Origin of the sequence: Gluconacetobacter aggeris (assembly GCF_014174395.1) — a bacterium.
Taxonomy (GTDB): Bacteria; Pseudomonadota; Alphaproteobacteria; order Acetobacterales; family Acetobacteraceae; genus Gluconacetobacter; species Gluconacetobacter aggeris.
The window spans coordinates 1-15,487 of sequence record NZ_JABEQD010000023.1 but is presented as its reverse complement, the minus strand read 5'-3'; the positions used below and the strand labels follow the sequence as shown (position 1 = coordinate 15,487).

Annotated in this window: 10 protein-coding genes; 5 read left to right on the top strand and 5 right to left on the bottom strand. The window is 62.8% G+C overall.

Annotated features, from left to right (window positions below):
- Window position 1: 1 nt before the first annotated feature.
- Both HLH36_RS18720 and HLH36_RS18715 read right to left on the bottom strand, forming a co-directional pair.
- Window positions 2-958, bottom strand: coding sequence for a TRAFAC clade GTPase domain-containing protein (locus HLH36_RS18720; protein WP_182987802.1), 957 nt, complete (start codon window positions 956-958; stop codon window positions 2-4).
- A 6-nt stretch (window positions 959-964) separates the two neighbouring features.
- Complete coding sequence (locus HLH36_RS18715) at window positions 965-2,305, bottom strand: GTPase-associated system all-helical protein GASH (RefSeq protein ID WP_220792922.1); 1,341 nt, start codon at window positions 2,303-2,305, stop codon at window positions 965-967.
- Window positions 2,306-2,803: 498 nt separating this feature from the next.
- Here HLH36_RS18715 and HLH36_RS18710 point away from each other — a divergent pair, with 498 nt between their 5' ends.
- The 3 genes from HLH36_RS18710 to HLH36_RS18700 all read left to right on the top strand — a co-directional run bounded on the left by HLH36_RS18710 (window position 2,804) and on the right by HLH36_RS18700 (window position 6,455).
- Window positions 2,804-3,604, top strand: a complete 801-nt coding sequence (locus tag HLH36_RS18710) for a hypothetical protein (protein ID WP_182987801.1) — start codon at window positions 2,804-2,806, stop codon at window positions 3,602-3,604.
- On the top strand, window positions 3,604-5,040 hold the full coding sequence (locus HLH36_RS18705) for a site-specific integrase (protein ID WP_182987800.1): 1,437 nt from the start codon (window positions 3,604-3,606) through the stop codon (window positions 5,038-5,040). Before HLH36_RS18710 ends, HLH36_RS18705 begins: the two co-directional genes overlap by 1 nt.
- 491 nt (window positions 5,041-5,531) lie before the next feature.
- Window positions 5,532-6,455: a replication protein RepA gene (locus HLH36_RS18700; RefSeq protein WP_182987799.1), complete on the top strand. Its 924-nt coding sequence runs from the start codon at window positions 5,532-5,534 to the stop codon at window positions 6,453-6,455.
- An 883-nt stretch (window positions 6,456-7,338) separates the two neighbouring features.
- Here HLH36_RS18700 and HLH36_RS18695 read toward each other — a convergent pair.
- Window positions 7,339-8,088, bottom strand: coding sequence for a hypothetical protein (locus HLH36_RS18695; protein ID WP_182987798.1), 750 nt, complete (start codon window positions 8,086-8,088; stop codon window positions 7,339-7,341).
- Complete coding sequence (locus HLH36_RS18690; protein ID WP_182987797.1) at window positions 8,085-8,738, bottom strand: ParA family protein; 654 nt, start codon at window positions 8,736-8,738, stop codon at window positions 8,085-8,087. The genes HLH36_RS18695 and HLH36_RS18690 overlap by 4 nt, the downstream gene beginning before the upstream one ends.
- A gap of 510 nt (window positions 8,739-9,248) precedes the next feature.
- On the opposite strand from HLH36_RS18690, the gene HLH36_RS18685 reads away from it, so the two are divergent.
- A complete protein-coding gene (locus tag HLH36_RS18685) occupies window positions 9,249-9,674 on the top strand; it encodes a hypothetical protein (RefSeq protein ID WP_182987796.1) in 426 nt (141 codons plus the stop codon).
- 126 nt (window positions 9,675-9,800) lie between these two features.
- A complete protein-coding gene (locus HLH36_RS18680) occupies window positions 9,801-14,924 on the top strand; it encodes an Eco57I restriction-modification methylase domain-containing protein (protein WP_182987795.1) in 5,124 nt (1,707 codons plus the stop codon).
- 134 nt (window positions 14,925-15,058) lie between these two features.
- On the opposite strand, the gene HLH36_RS18675 is transcribed toward HLH36_RS18680, so the two are convergent.
- The gene (locus HLH36_RS18675; protein WP_182987794.1) at window positions 15,059-15,361 is read right to left on the bottom strand and encodes a VHS/ENTH/ANTH domain-containing protein; all 303 of its coding nucleotides are present in this window, start codon (window positions 15,359-15,361) and stop codon (window positions 15,059-15,061) included.
- Window positions 15,362-15,487 lie beyond the last annotated feature (126 nt).

The window sequence follows — 15,487 nt, the reverse complement described above, 5'->3', positions numbered from 1 at the left end:
ATCACCTCGCGCCGAACATGAAGAGCGGGTCAGAACTTGAGGCCTCGACAGGCGGCAGGGACACGCGCTCGCGCCGAATCTCGAGCGTCCAGTCCAGGAGCTCGAGAAGACCTTGACCCGTGTCGGAGGCGTCGTCCGCGCTGGCCGCGATGCTCACCGAGAACTCGTGAGCGTCTGGCATAGGGCCGAGCACGGCATCGCGGACCGCCTTCTCCATCTCGGTCGCCACTGCGACGTCCGACTTGGTCCAGACGAGCGCCACCGGACGCCCTGCGCGTTCGGCAGCCAAGCGGTGCGCCAAAATTTGAATCGAGCCGCGGGCCGAACCCATGTTTGGGCCAGAAAGCGCTTCGCGATCCGCGATGAGCAAGAAGAGGTCAGCGTGCTCCGCGACCCAGCGAGCGCCTTCGCCTTCGACAGCCTCGCGGTTGACTGCCCATTTCTGGAACCACTCGCCGGGAGCGTCGGTGAGCGTGTACCCGCGAACCTCGCCATTCGCGGTCCTGAACGCGAGGTGGAGGAGGCCGGGCGCTCGGCCGCTGCGACTGGTCGTGTGCGGCGGAAAGCTGGGCTGATGCCCGGGTGTCCATCGCAACGCGCTTGCCACGGCTTCCCACCCGGCGAGCGAGTAGGAGCCCGCAAAACGACGCTGATCGGAACCGGTCAGACCGCGGCCGATGAGCAGGTACCAGGCAGCCAGCAAGGTGGTCTTCCCCGCATTCTGCGGCCCTACGATACCGACGACCAACGGCTTTGTTCGCCCGGCGACGAAGCCGAGGTCAACGAGACCGATGGCGCTTCCCGACCAGGGGAGCAAAAGTTCGTCGGTCTCCGTTTCACCCTGCGCTGCCGCTGCCTCGTCCCGGCGCTTCCACCCTGGGCATTTGGCGCGATCCAAGAAGCCCAGGTCGCAGGTGCTTTCGGGCGCGAAGCACGTAGGTCGCGAGCACGCGGTCATCAGGATTTACGTCCTCGCTTCTTGGCCTCCGCCCCCCCCTTGTGCTGCACGAGCGGCCTGCAACTCTCTGAAGAGCCACGTCGCCCATCCAGGCACGGTCAGCGGCGTCGCTGCCGGAACGCCGACATGCGCACGAAAGCCGTCATCGTCGAGGGTCGAGCGGCCGGAGCGGTGTCCGAGGAGTGCCAATACCGGCCCACGGCCTGCCAGGTCCTGAACGAGCTGCGCTGCGGCTTCCCGCAACGGCGTGAGTTCAGGAGAGGCCATGGCCTCTTCCAAAAGGCTGCGGATTGGTCGCCCTTCGGCGGGATCGAGGGAAGGTAGGCTCAGGACCGCCTCATGAAGGAAGGCGGCGACGCTGGCCGGCGAGAAGGTCGGCACCTGCTGATGCAGGTCGAACGCCATCAATGCCGCCGCGGTCGACGTCGGCATCCCGCGATAGCTTACGCGAGCGCTTGGTGAGTAAAGGGTCTCCTTCCACCAGATCAGGTTCGTGCGTCGCTGAAGGCCAGCCGAGGCTCCGGTCACCGCTTGCAATGTGGCTTCCACATGCGTCGTCACGGCTTGAGCAATGCCCTTCAAGGGGCCGGACAGGTCGATCGGTTCGACATTCGCCTCCTTGCCGAGCGCATCCACCGCGTCGGCAATGGCGGCGGCCAAGCGGGTGCTGAACTGCTGGGCCCACTGCTGCGGATGTTGATTGGGCCAGTATTGGTTGCCCCCGGTCGCTTGTCCGGTGGCAGTTTGAGGACCGGCAGCCGCCAGAACCTGCACCGTGAGCGCCGCCTTATCGACGCTTCCAAACGTCACCCCCGTGGAGACGGCTTTAGGAGCGTCAAAGGACATGGCTGGCACGGTGATCGAAGACGGCGCCGCCCATTCTGCTTCGGCTCGCGCGTCTACGCGTCGCTCGATGTCCGCCACCACATCGGTCCAAATCGCGCGCTCGTTGCCGGCCTCCATGAAGGGTAAGGCATTGCGGGCGGAGGTCACGAAAGCGACGCCGACCTTGTCGTCATCTTCCGCTGCGTGGACAAGAGCGTCGAGCAGTATCGCCCGGATCACGGCGACGGGCGTTCCCGAGAAGGTGTTGACGTAGGTGGCCCAGCGCTTCTGGAGTGCTTCGGCTGTCTCCTTGATGACCGGGTCATCTACGGGAGCCTCCGGGTCGAAGGCGATGAGTGCGAACGCAGCGGCCTTGGACGGCGTTTTCTCGAGGGTGGCCGCGAGGTCGGCCGCTGTTTCTCTCAGCCGGTCAAGCTTGGCGTCGTCACCACCTACGTTGATGAGACCGGCACCAAGGAAACGTATCAGAATATCGGTGGCCACTAATTCCCCCGTGAGCATCTGTGCCGCTCAGCCTTTTTTCTGCGATCCACACATATGATTCTGAGATACTTAGGCCAACTTCTCCACCTTGGCCAAGCACAAGCTTCAACCATAAGGATGAGGGCTGCAATGTCTATCGCGGGAGATGGCTGAAAGCGAACCGACGTCTCCCGGCCCCAACTCGGTCAAGATAGACCGTGCTGCTTATGTCACCTGTGCGGAAAGCTGTTCATCGGCACGTATGCTGCTAGTAGCGGGCAGAAGCGGACCTAATCTGTCTCGGCGTTGCCATAGAAACGGCAGGATAGATTTGTCCCCTCAATAAGGGCATATTTCCTCTCAAATAGGGAATTTCTCATCGACTAGGGGAGATATATCCCATTGATTTATCGTGATTTCTATTCGCATTTTTGGGGGAATTCGACAAAAAATGTCCCGATTGATGCGATGTGCGGCCGTGGACAGATGGGCCAGCCAGGATCATCACCATGCCACCCACCACCAGGAGCAGCCACTATGGCCGAGACCGCCAAGCCGTCAGCCAAGCTGCCAGGACGGCGCGGTGGTCCCACGCTGCCCTTCAAGGAGCGGGTGGCCCGCGCGCTGGCCGCCGAGGCCGCGAGACGCGTCTTGCCGGGTGATCGCGACGCCTATCTTCGCGGCCTCAACCTCCTCTGCATCGGTGCCACCCACGGCCTTGCCGGCATCCGCGCCGAGGTCGCCAGCAAACTGGGGCAAATCGAGGCCCTGCCCCGGGCTGCCACGCCCCGCTGGGTGCTGAACGCCGCAGGGGAACCGGAGGAGAACGACAGCCCAGTCTGGGGCCTTGACGCCGAACGCGCCGCCGCCGCCGCCTCACTGAACGAACTGCGCAAGGCGTTTGCCGTCGCCGCCTACCATCATTGGGAGCGCTCGGTGAGCGCCTGGTGGCATGCCGCCCACCCCGACGCCAGAACCGGGTCCGGTCAGACCAAGGCAACAAAACAGGAGGAGGCTCCCCGCGGCTTCAAGGAGCTTGCCCGACATGCCGGCGCACTGTCGGCTCCGCCCGACCCGACACTGCGGCAGGTTGCGACCCTGAGCAACGCGCTGAAGCACAACAGCGAGCAACGCTGGCACGAGCCCAAGGCGCAGTGGCCCGAACTCATTGCGCACGATTGCAGCGACTATCGTGCCGACTGGACCGACACCATCCAGCTCACCGATGCCCAGCTGCTCGAGGTGTTTCAGGCGGTCCAACGCTCGGGGCCGCGCGACGCGGACGTGCGGGATGACGGCTGGGCCGCCCTGCCCTTTACCCCGCGGGATGATACCTGATGCTGTCCGATGTCCGCTGCCTGACCAATCCCGACTGGGTGTTCGAGGAATTGCCGCGCCATGTCGATCGGCTGAGCCGCGAGCGGCTGGCCGGTGCCGGCCGCGACCAGGACAGCCTGCGCCGCATCCTCTCCACCGCCCGCTTCCCGGCCGGGATTCCGCTGCACCTGGCACCGCAGGAACCGGACGGCCCGGAATTGCGGCCGAACCGGCCGCTGGCCGACGGGCTGACCCTCTATCTCGAGGCCCGTGCCGCCGCCGCCGCGCGCCTCGGCCGCGCCGCCGACGACCCCGCGCTGCAAATCGGCCTGGAACTCGGCCCGGAGCCGGTGTTCGTCGCCTGGCTCGACCAGGGGCAGCGCGCCCCCGAGGCGGCAGTGCCGGCGCCCCCTCCCCTCGGCCAGCCGGCCGCCGCGGTGCGCCGCTGGTTCGAGGCCACGGTCAGCCAGGCGGTACCGGACGCCGATGACCGGCTGGAGACCGCCCGCGCCGCCGCCCGCGCCTATGCCCAGCGGGCCGCGGCCCCCAACACCTTGCGCGCCTATCGCGCCAGCATCCGCGCCTGGTGCGCCTGGAGCGCGCGCCACGCCCTGCCCTGCCTGCCGGCACGGGGCCCGGACATCGCCGCCTTCCTCGCCGCCGAGCGCGGTCGCGGCCTGTCGCCGACCACCCTCGACCTGCGCCGGGCCGCCCTCACCTATCTGCACCGCCTCGCTGACTGCCCGGTGCCGACCCAGGACAGCGCCGTCGCCGCCACCCAGGCCGGGATCCGCCGCGACGCCGCCGCCCGTGGCCATGGCCCTAAACCGAAGCGCGCCGCTGCCCTCGACGTGCTGCAGGCGCTGCTGGCGGAGATCGATCTCGCCACCCTTGCCGGCGTGCGCGATCGCGCCCTGCTGGTGATCGGCTTCATCGGCGCCATGCGCCGCAGCGAGCTGGCGGCGATCCGCATCGAGCACGTGACGCTCGAGGCGCGCGGCCTCACTATTCGCCTCCCGCTGTCCAAGGGCGACCGCCAAGGCGCCGGCGTCGACATCGCCCTGCCCTCTACCGGCCGCGCCCTATGCCCGGTCAGGGCCTATCTCGCCTGGGTCGAGCGCGCCGGGATTAGCGAGGGGCCCGTCTTTCGCCGGGTGTTCGTCCCCCCCAAGCGGCGCTTCGCCCTGACACGCGGTGAACCAGTGATCGGCACCGCGGCGCTGTCCGACCGCTCGGTCGCCCGCGTGGTGCAGCACTACGCGGCCAAGGCCGGCTTCGATCCGGCCGAATTCGGCGGCCACAGCCTCAAGCGGGGTGCTCTCACCACCGGTATGCAGCACCAGGTGCATCCGTCCCAGCTCAAGCGCCTGGGCCGCCACAAATCCTATGCGCCGCTCGACCATTATCTTGAGCATGGCGATGCTTTCGCCGAGCATCCGTTGAAGGAGCTGGTCTGATGGGGCCAACGTCCCTGTCGCCCGCCTCGACCTGCCTCCGCCCGCTAATCCTCGCCAGTATCGAGGATACGGGATGGCACCTATACCGGTAATCGGCAATTCGCACGCTACCGTACCTCAAGCCTCGGCCCGACAAGGAGCACAAATCGCCGCCGGCGCACGGAGGATCCGTGCGATTGCCCATCCGCCCCAAGAGTCCACGCCGCACCTTCACTGTTCAGCGTGATGGATGCGAATCGGAAGGCTGTGGGCTTTTGGGGCGGAAAACGCAGCACTGCCCACCATGTTGATGTGGACTTTCAGGGCGTGACGTGAGGACTTTTAGGGCGGCCGATTATCCGGAAATTTCTAAAAGTCAGTGACTTAACTAGCTTTGTCCCGTGGACTTTTAGGGCACAAACTAATATATAGATTCAAATAATCTACAAATAGCTCTTCGCCCCAAAAGTCCACGGCGACATAATCGTGCGTTACCCTCTAAAGGATGAGACATGGGACGTGTCCACAACCTGATTGAGCAGCATGGACGGCAAGGGGCGCTCTCTTTCGTCGAAGACCGCAAGGAGGTCGACGTCGCTTTTGACTTCATGAGCGACGAAACAGGTGGTGTTGGATTCCTCTTCAGCGGCTGGTGCCAGGCCGCACTCCCACACCGAAAACAGCCCGACGACCACGTTTGGGTAATTGAGACCGACCACACAAAGTTGCTTGTTGAGCCCGGTTCTTTACACACGAGCAAAGGCGTAGTCCGGGTCGGCGTTCCCTACGGTTCGCGCGCCAGACTCATTCTCCTCTATCTGCAAACCGAGGCGATAAAGACAAACAGCCGCGAGATCGAACTCGGTCGGAGTTTAAGAGTATGGCTCGGAAAGCTGGGAGTCTCCATCGGCGGCAAGAGTATGAAGGAAGTCAGAGATCAAGCTCTTAGGCTTTCAAGATGCCGGATGACATTCCAAGTCGCCAAAGGTAAACAAACCGGGATCGTCAATCAAAATATCGTCGACACTGCTCTTTTCACTAATGACGATACAGGTGCTCTACTTGAGACTGTGAAGCTGTCTGAAGGTTTTTTTGAGCAATTGAAGCATCATCCCGTACCACTGCAAGAGTCCGCGATCCGCGCCATCTCGAACAATAGTCAGGCACTCGATATCTATTGCTGGCTCGCTTATAGGCTCCATGCGCTGCCAAGCGATTGCCAGATCTCATGGCCTGCCTTGTATGCGCAGTTTGGACGCAGTTATGCACGACTGCGGAAATTCCGCGAAAACTTTTTGGACAGCTTGAAGATCGCGCTCGCGGTTTATCCAGAAGCCGATGTCACGGCCAATGAGCACGGGTTGATACTGCGGCAATCACATCCTGCGGTCCCGAAGAGGCTTGCCAGGAAGGCAGGCCTGTTAATCTCTGAGTAGCCCACCGATCCAGGATCGGCAGCTCATCGCCCCGATACAAATGAATTCTCATTAGAGCGCGAATATCCTCCTCGCCGCGCCCTAAAACCCCACACGGGAACGTGGCTACAGCATTCCGATACGAAACTCAGGCTCGGACGCCGTTTCCGGTGCGCCGCTCTGTCACCCGAGCAACCCGCGCCCTAAAAGCCCACATTGTTAAGCTGGCATCATATTACCAACGAAGCCAAAGTAAGACCTGCCGGTCGCCCATCCGCCCTCAAAGTCCACGGATCGAGAATGCCTCGAAACTCAAGGCACTTCGGTCTGAAGATATCAGGATCGGTCCGATGTCGGCATCAAACCGCGGTGCGCCCCAAAAGTCCACGCTCTGACAACATCGGCGACAAACCTGGATGGCAGCGACGTCACAGCGATACCATCGAACCAGCGCCTGTGCTGTTAGAGCGCCCCAAAATGCCACACACCGATTAAGCTGGCGAAGTGCGCTTGCAACACGCCCCAAAAGCCCACGGCGGCTCCCGTTGTCGCCGCCTGAGGGGAACCCGGCGGCGTCAGGAGCAGTGCGTGCTAGCGATACCCTCTTGATTCTTCGACGTCGCACTTGGGCTTTTGGTCTTGCTCCCCTGCCCTAACCCGCCCCAGCTACGCGACCTGAGGAGCTTCCGAAGTCCGGCCGGCTAAAAATGCTCAAGCAACGACGTCATCCTGTGAGCTGACGAACCCGCCGTCCCCCTCACCGTAACATGACCCCTCGACGGTCTCACAGACGGAACACAGCGCAATCCGTTCGCATGCCCAACCTTCCCCACGGGGGTAGGAGTGGTGGTTGTTGGCCGCAGCGAGCGTGACTCAAAGCGCTATGCTCCTGCCCGTCGAACCCTTAACCTGGCCGCTTCTGAAGCTTCGCGAGTACCTGAGATATCTCCCGCACATCCCGACTTAACGCGAAATATTCCGCCGAGATCTTCCGTCTCCGGGAATTCAAGCGGGTCCGCTGAGAAACAAGTTTTTCAATATCGATTACGCCTCCCTTCCCTGTATCATCAGCCTTCGCCTGCTCCCGAAATTCCTTTCTAAACTTTAATAGTCTAGGCCTACCTACCTCGGGTCGAATTAAGCCGTTCGACTTCGCAGCTTCGAGTTCAGTATCCGTCATACTTGTCAGGACGTAGGCTGCCGAATAACTCGCCGGCAGTTGCTCCTCCGGCACTTTTCCTGCCTGAACGAAACGAGCCACGCTACGAAGCATGGATGCAACGGTGTCGCCAAATGGAAGGATTTTCTCAGAACTGCCTTTGAGACGGTCTCTTTGCTCTTCGTTAAGGGACGCGTCGAGGCTCAACAGCGCGTTTCCCATAGCAAGAGACGCGTGCCCAGACTTTATGAAATTTCTATAGATTATCTTACGTTGTTTTATCAGCTCGCGAAGCTTCGCTTCGTCTTCGATCAATCCGGTGTCACCAAAGACCTCCCGAAGTGTCATCAGAAGTTCTTCGTCGATCTCGATCAATTCGTTTTGTGCGACACTGCGCATGTCGGACGCCATAATTTCTGACGCCTTTTCAGCGGTGAGCGGCTCCTCATTTCCTCTGAGTTTGCGAGCCGCATTTCTGGAGATCTTCACGGTCACAGGTCCACCTCATGCTTAATCAAATCCCACAGAAGTTCGACGTCCTTGGATCCTCGAGCGTCCTTAATATCGACGGCCGTCAACCCGCCGTCGTTATGAACATGCATGTCTTCAGCCACGGGTATTTCAACAGGCAACACTCGAGCGAACTTTGCGATCTGCTGCCTGGCTTGCCTGAAGCTCTTCGTCTGGCGGTTAACCCTCGAGAACACCACAAATGACCTTATTCCTGCTTTCTTTAACGAGAGCAGGTAGGGCGTATTGCTCGATATGTCGTCGTGAGTCGATCCTGTGGGTACGAGGACTATATCAGCCATCTCTGCGAGACCCAGGAACGCGTCCGCGTTGTTTTCCAGCGCTGGAGGTGTGTCTATAATAACGATTTCATGTTCGTCAACAACGTCCTCTGCTCCCCTCCACTTGTTCAAAGACATTGCGATGACAGGGAAATCCGAAACGCTGGGTATCACTTTCTTCGTCTCGTGACGTGCGCTTGACCACTTTGAGAAGGTTTGTTGCGGATCGAAATCGATCCCCGCCACATCGAGTCCTTCCCGCGCGGCGCATACCGAGATGCAGCGCGAAAGGGTAGATTTTGACGTCCCCCCCTTCACGCTCGCGATAAGAATGGTCTTTGCTTCTGAAGCCATCGTTAACTCCACAATTCTGTGCGCACGGGCGGCCATTTTTACACATGTAAAAGGTCATGATGGCCGTCGACACACGTGCCGCCTGTGAAACTCTCGGGTCATTTTTACATGTGTAAAAATGACCTGCTCCGATACGTAAATACACCTCTACCCGGAGTGTCAACGTGTATGCGGCAACCTCTCCCTGTTTTTTTGCGCGCCACCCTTCAAAAAAACCAATCCCCGGCGGACGTCCCCTTTCCTGCCTAGCGCAAAAAGGGTCTTCCATCTGTCTGGCAAGTCCAAGACACACGGAAGAGGGAAGCAGAGGAGAAAAGGCAGAAGAGGCGAAAACAGAAGGGAGGAGGACGCGCCACATAGAGGACAGCGGATCAACCGGGTGGGTCCTCGTCATGCTCGCCGGCTGCGCCGCCTGCGCGTGCCTGCGGTCCCGGCGCCAAGCGCCGCCGTATGATCCGCTCTCCTCTATGTGGTCGCGCGAATGGGTCAAGAGAGAAAAGGACCCAGACAATGACGCTTCACATCTTCGCCCATGGCCTTCCAGATCCGGACGGACCCGCGCGACCTGTGGCCGGTCGCCAATTCGACGCACTCAGCGAACTCGAGACACTGGCGGGCGTCAGCGACCGGGCGGCCTTCTGGCGCCGATTTAACCATCTGCCCCCGCAGTATCGCGTCCGCCGCGGCCAGGAGGCCCTCCACCGCCACGTCCATGACCGGATCGCAAAAGGCGAACTGACGCCCGAGGAGACCCCGAAGGAGCGGGCCCTGCGCGCGCTCAAACGGGCGACGACGGCCTTCATCGAGCCAAGCGATCCGACGGCGCAACCGCTGCCGGATATCCTGGACGCACTCGCCCGCTCGGCCGACGCAGCACGTGACGCCGGCGCGACCGCGCTCGAAATTATCGATGCCAGCGAGGGGCTGGAGCATTAGCGCCTCCCCGCACCTGCCCCCACCAACCTGACCCGTCATAGCGGCCACCTTCTGGTGGCCGTTCGTCCTTTCGCGCCCCCGGCCAGCTTGCTGCGCCGGGCGATCGCGCATGCCCGGAGCCCTTCCATGGCCGTTTTCGGAACCCAGTTCAGCCTCTTCGACAGCACGCCCCTCAGCGGGAAAGATACCTGCCTCTATTGGGGCGACCTGGACGGCGAAGACGCGGAGGCTCAGCCTACCGCGCTCGCCAAGGCTCTCGCCGAACCACCGGCCGTCGTGCCGCAGCGCGATTTCCGCCTGACGGGTCTCCGTGGCCTGGCCGCAGGCTGGCAGGCCCGCGCGCGGGATAACGTAGCCGCCATCCGGCTGCTGGGAGAGCTTGAGCGAGAGGAGCGCAACGCGACCGCGATCGAGCAGGAGACCCTCAGTCGCTTCGTCGGCTTCGGCGCCGGCGATCTGGCCAACAATCTGTTCCCCCGCGCAGGCGACACCGTTGGCCGCGGCTGGGAAGAGATCGGCGCCGAGCTGACCGCCTGCACCAGCGAGACCGAGCGCGCGGCGCTGGCGAGGGCGGTGCAATACGCCCATTACACCCCGGAATATATCGTGCATACGATCTGGGACTTCCTGCTCGCGCGCGGCTTCCAGGGCGGCTCGGTGCTCGAGCCTGGCTGCGGCACCGGCCTGTTCATCGCAACGCGACCCGCGAAGCTCGACGGCGCCATCGCATTCACCGGCATCGAGATGGACGCCGTGACTGCACGGATCGCCCGGCGCCTGTATCCCCGGCAGTGGATCCGCCAGGAGGATTTCACCAAGGCGAAGCTCGACAGCGGATACGACCTCGCGATCGGCAATCCGCCGTTCTCCAACCGGACCGTCCATAACGCTGACGACCGTGCCCTCTGGGGTTTCAGCCTCCACGACTATTTCATCGCCCGGTCGATCGAGGCCCTGCGGCCAGGCGGGATCGCGGCGTTCGTGACTTCGCGTCATACGCTCGACAAGAGCAGCACGACGGCAAGGACACACATGCAGGGGATGGCAGACCTGCTTGGTGCGGTCCGGCTACCGGCAACGGCGATGCGCGCCGACGCCGGAACCGACGTCGTGGTCGACGTCCTGGTCTTCCGTCGGCGCGGGATCGGCGAGCTGCCGGGCGATGACCGCTGGTTGGAGACCGTGGAAATTCCGGACACCGATCATGGCCACGGCGCCCTGCGCGTGAACCGCTATTATCTGGATCATGGCGAGCAGGTTCTCGGGCGCCATGCCTGGACCACGACCCAGTTCGGGCCGGACTATACCTGCGAGCCGATCGCCGGCATCGCCCTGGACGAGGCGCTGCCGATCGCGCTCGGCCGCATCGCACCGGACGTCCGTTTCCCGGCGCCGACCGGTCGGATCGTGGCGCCGGCGGCCGACGGCCGCCAGATCGGCACCGCGGCCGATGGTGCCGATCTGAAAGAGGGCAGCTACTTCCTGGAAGGCGGCGTGCTGCACCAGATTGTCGCGGGACGTTCGAGCCGGGTCCTGATCCGGAGAGGCGAGCAGAAGGAGGGCCTGTTCCAGAAGCACGCGCGCATCATCGAGGCGCTGATTCCAGTGCGTGACGCTGCGCGTCGCGTGCTGCGCGCCCAGATGGAAAACCAGCCGTTCGCGAAAGGGCAGGGGGACCTGAAGCGCGCCTATCAGGCGTTCGTGCGGCAGTTCGGACCGATCAACCTGACGAAGACGACGGTGCGGGTGAATGAGACCACAGGCGTCGAGACCGAGACACAGCGGCGCCCGAACCTGCAGCCGTTCTACGATGACCCGGATGTGTGGCTGGTCAGTTCGATCGAGGAATATGACGAAGCGACGGAGACGGGCAGGCCCGGACCGCTGTTCACCGATCGCGTCATCCATGCGCCGGTGGAGCCGGAAATCCATTCCGCTCACGACGCCCTGGCGGTCTCCCTGCACGATACCGGCCGCGTCGACATTCCGCTGATCGCGGAGCTTCTCGGGCGGTCCGAGAGCGACGTGGTGACGGAACTCGGCTCGGCGATCTTTCTCGATCCCGCCTTTACCTTGCCGGGCCGGGATTCCTACGCCACGGCCGACGCCTACCTCAGTGGACCCGTGCGGACCAAGCTGGCGCAGGCACGCGAGGCCGCCAGCCATGATGGCCGCTACGCCCGCAACGTGACGGCGCTGGAGGCGGTGCAGCCCGAAGACCTGCGGCCCTCCGATATCACCGCCCGACTGGGCGCGCCCTGGCTTCCGGTGAGCGACGTCGCGGATTTCGTTCGCGAGGTGCTCGGGGTGGAGACACGGATCCACCACACCGCTCAGGTGGCGTGCTGGAGCGTCGACAAACTGCCGTTTGCCGGCAAGGCCGAGGCGACGTCGGTCTGGGGCACGGAGCGCCGCCACGCGGGCGAACTGCTGGAAGACGCGCTGACCCAGGCCAGCCCGAAGATCTACGACACCTGGACCGACGATCAGGGCGAACATCGTGAACTGAACACCAAGGAGACAGAGGCCGCCAAGGAAAAGCTGGCGGCGATCAAGAGCGCGTTCTCAACCTGGGTGTGGCAGGACGCCGAGCGTGCGGATCGCCTGGTGCGGCTCTACAACGACACCTACAACAACCTGGTCGCCCGCAAATTCGACGGCGCGCATCTCCGCCTGCCGGGCGCCAGCACGACGATCCGACTGCGCGAGCACCAGAAGCGGGTCATCTGGCGGATTATCGCCACGGGGGGCACCTACATCGCCCACGCCGTGGGGAGCGGAAAGACGTTCTCGATGTGCGCGGCCGTGATGGAGCAGCGCCGCCTCGGTCTGATCTCGAAGGCGATGATCGTCGTGCCTGGTCACTGCCTGGCGCAGATGGCGCGCGAGTTCCTGATGCTCTACCCGACCGCGAAGATTCTGGTCGCCGACGAGACCAATTTCGTGAAGGAGAAACGCCAGCGGTTCCTGGCGCGCGCCGCGACAGGGAATTGGGACGCGATCATCATCACCCACGATGCGTTCAAGTTCATTCCGGTCGAAGCCGCGTTCGAGCGACAGATGATCGAAGCGCAGATCGCCTCATACGAGGAACTGCTCGACCAGGTGGACGGCGAGGACCGTCTGTCGCGCAAGCGCATCGAGCGGATGAAGGAGGGTATGGAGGCAAAGCTCGAAGGCCTCGCTGCCCGCAAGGATGATTTGGTGCATCTGGGCGAGATTGGGATCGACCAGATCCTGGTCGACGAGGCGCAGCAGTTTCGCAAGCTCAGTTTCGCGACCAACCAGTCCGACCTGAAGGGCATCGACCCGAGCGGCAGCCAGCGGGCGTGGGACCTGTTCGTGAAGACGCGCTATCTGGCGGCGCGGAATCCGGAGCGTCCGCTGATCCTGGCGTCTGGATCCCCGATCACCAACACGCTTGGCGAGCTCTACACCGTGCAGCGCTACATGGCGCTGGAGAGCCTGCAGGAACGCTATCTGCACGAGTTCGATCCGTGGGCGGCGAATTTCGGGGAAACCCGCACCGAACTCGAACTGCAGCCGAGCGGCCTTTACAAGCCGGTCACGCGCTTTACCGAGTTCGTGAACGTCGCCGATCTGATGGCGATGTATCTGCATTTTGCCGATGTCGTGCAGCAGGAGGATCTGCGCCGCTACGTGAAGCTGCCGGCGATTCATGGCGGGCACCGGGAAATCGTCGTTGCGCCCGCAAATGATGATTTCCGCGCCTACCAGAGGGTGCTGGCCGAGCGTATCCGCGTCATCGAAAACCGGAAGGCGCGTCCCCAGAAAGGCGACGACATCCTTCTGTCGGTGATCAACGACGCGCGGCACGCCGCGATTGATCTGCGGTTCGTCGAGCGCGCCCCCGCGAACGAGAATGCGCCCAGCAAGCTCGACGTCATGATCCGCAACGTGTTCCGGATCTGGCAGGAGACGTCGGCGAACCGCTACACCAACCCGGAAACCGGCCGTCCATATGATCTGCCCGGCGCCGTGCAGATGGTGTTCTCCGATCTCGGCACCCCGGCCGCGGAAGGGAAGCGCGGCTTCTCGGCGTATCTGTGGATGCGCGACGAACTGGTGCGGCTTGGCGTCCCCCGCGACCAGATCGCCTTCATGCAGGATCACAAACGGGCAGCGGCCAAGCTCCGCCTGTTCGGCGACCTCAACAGCGGACGCAAGCGGATCCTGATCGGCTCGACGGCCACCATGGGGACGGGCGTGAATGCCCAGCAGCGGCTGATCGCACTGCACCACCTCGACGTGCCCTGGCTGGTCTCCGATATCATCCAGCGTGAGGGGCGGATCGAACGCCAGGGCAATCAGAATCCGGTCATCCACATCTACGCCTACGCCCAGGAGGGATCGGTGGACGCCACGAACTGGCAGTTGCTGGAGCGCAAGCTGCGCTTCATCTCGCTCGCCATGTCGGGGGACCGCTCGATCCGGCGCATCGAGGACGTCAATGACGACGGCAACCAGTTCGCCATGGCCAAGGCCCTCGCGTCAGGCGATGCACGGCTGATGCAGAAGGCGGGGCTGGAGGCCGAACTGGCCCGGCTCGAGCGGCTCCATGCCGCGCATTACGACGACCAGTTCGCGGTGCGACGCGCGATCCAGGCGGGCGAGCGGGACATCGCCAGGGCGAACGAGCTGCTTCCGAAGATCGAGGCGGACATTGCGCGCCGGGAGCCGACCCGTGGCGACGCATTCCGCTTCGAGGCGCCGCGTGGCGCCATGGCAGAGCGGGAGAGGGCAGGGGCCTTTCTCCTGGGGCAGGCGCGGATGGCCGAGAAGCAGGGGGAGGAGGGACGCTGGGTCCTCGGCCGCATCGGCGGTTTCGACATCGTGCTCGAAGCGTGGGTGCAGCGGTTCGGTCTGGACGAGAAGCGCAATGTCGAGGCCACGCTGGCGATCGACTTCAGCCACGGAATCGCGGGGGTAGAGTTTGATTCCGAGACCAGGCCGCTGGGGATTGTGTCCAAAATCGAGCACGCGCTGTTGCGTCTGGACTCTACTCACGCCGAGACGCTGCGCAGTAGAGCGGACGCCGAGGGCCGTTTGCCCGCCTATCGGGCCCGGCTCGACGTGCCGTTCCGTGAGCAGACGCTGCTCGGCGAGAAGCGGAACGCGCTGGCCGAACTGGAGGCCGAGCTTGCGGCAACGGCCAACCCTGCCGGGAACGACAATGAAGCGGACCCGGTGAATAATGCAGCGGCCGGGGACAGCGCGGCTGCGGCGTAAGGAAAGCAGGCAAAGGAAAGATAGCTGGGAAGGAGCGGGCAACTCCTGTAGCTCTGAGGAGGTGAACGCTCCCGAAAAAGTCTGCGCCAGTAGCTGCTCTTGGGTTCACATTGGTCGCCCGGACGGGCTCAAGACTATTGTTGCGGCTGTTGTTCGTGTGGGTAAAGAAAAACCCCCTCACCACGAATTCTATTGGCGGTCAATAACCCTTCAACGGCCGCCTTTACCTCTGTTTCACTGCCATTGGTTGTTGTTACACTTCTTAGATAGCTAAATATCCTCCGCATCTCAGAATAAAGGGATACCAAGGTGATTCCGTCCTGGTGTTGATTGATCGCCCATTCTGTAAGGAGAAGAGTCTCTGTCATTCGACTGCCTGAAGCGCCCGCTTCCTTCAGATTGGACCAGGCCAAAAGAACTTTCTCTTTAGTAATCATAACAGTGTCTCCATTCTAGAGGGTGTTATGCACATTGGACCATCTGTGCGGCATGTTTGAGCATGTATCCGACGAATGCGATGACGTGGAAGCCTGCGAGCGTGGTCGCGTATCTTTCGTAGTCCT

Excerpts from the sequence above, each read along its gene's own strand:
- HLH36_RS18705 (WP_182987800.1), top strand. The coding sequence starts at position 3,604 with ATGCTGTCCGATGTCCGCTGCCTGACCAATCCCGACTGGGTGTTCGAG.
- HLH36_RS18680 (WP_182987795.1), top strand. The coding sequence starts at position 9,801 with ATGGCCGTTTTCGGAACCCAGTTCAGCCTCTTCGACAGCACGCCCCTC.
- HLH36_RS18715 (WP_220792922.1), bottom strand. The coding sequence starts at position 2,305 with ATGCTCACGGGGGAATTAGTGGCCACCGATATTCTGATACGTTTCCTT.
- HLH36_RS18675 (WP_182987794.1), bottom strand. The coding sequence starts at position 15,361 with ATGATTACTAAAGAGAAAGTTCTTTTGGCCTGGTCCAATCTGAAGGAA.
- HLH36_RS18690 (WP_182987797.1), bottom strand. The coding sequence starts at position 8,738 with ATGGCTTCAGAAGCAAAGACCATTCTTATCGCGAGCGTGAAGGGGGGG.
- HLH36_RS18710 (WP_182987801.1), top strand. The coding sequence starts at position 2,804 with ATGGCCGAGACCGCCAAGCCGTCAGCCAAGCTGCCAGGACGGCGCGGT.
- HLH36_RS18685 (WP_182987796.1), top strand. The coding sequence starts at position 9,249 with ATGACGCTTCACATCTTCGCCCATGGCCTTCCAGATCCGGACGGACCC.
- HLH36_RS18700 (WP_182987799.1), top strand. The coding sequence starts at position 5,532 with ATGGGACGTGTCCACAACCTGATTGAGCAGCATGGACGGCAAGGGGCG.
- HLH36_RS18720 (WP_182987802.1), bottom strand. The coding sequence starts at position 958 with ATGACCGCGTGCTCGCGACCTACGTGCTTCGCGCCCGAAAGCACCTGC.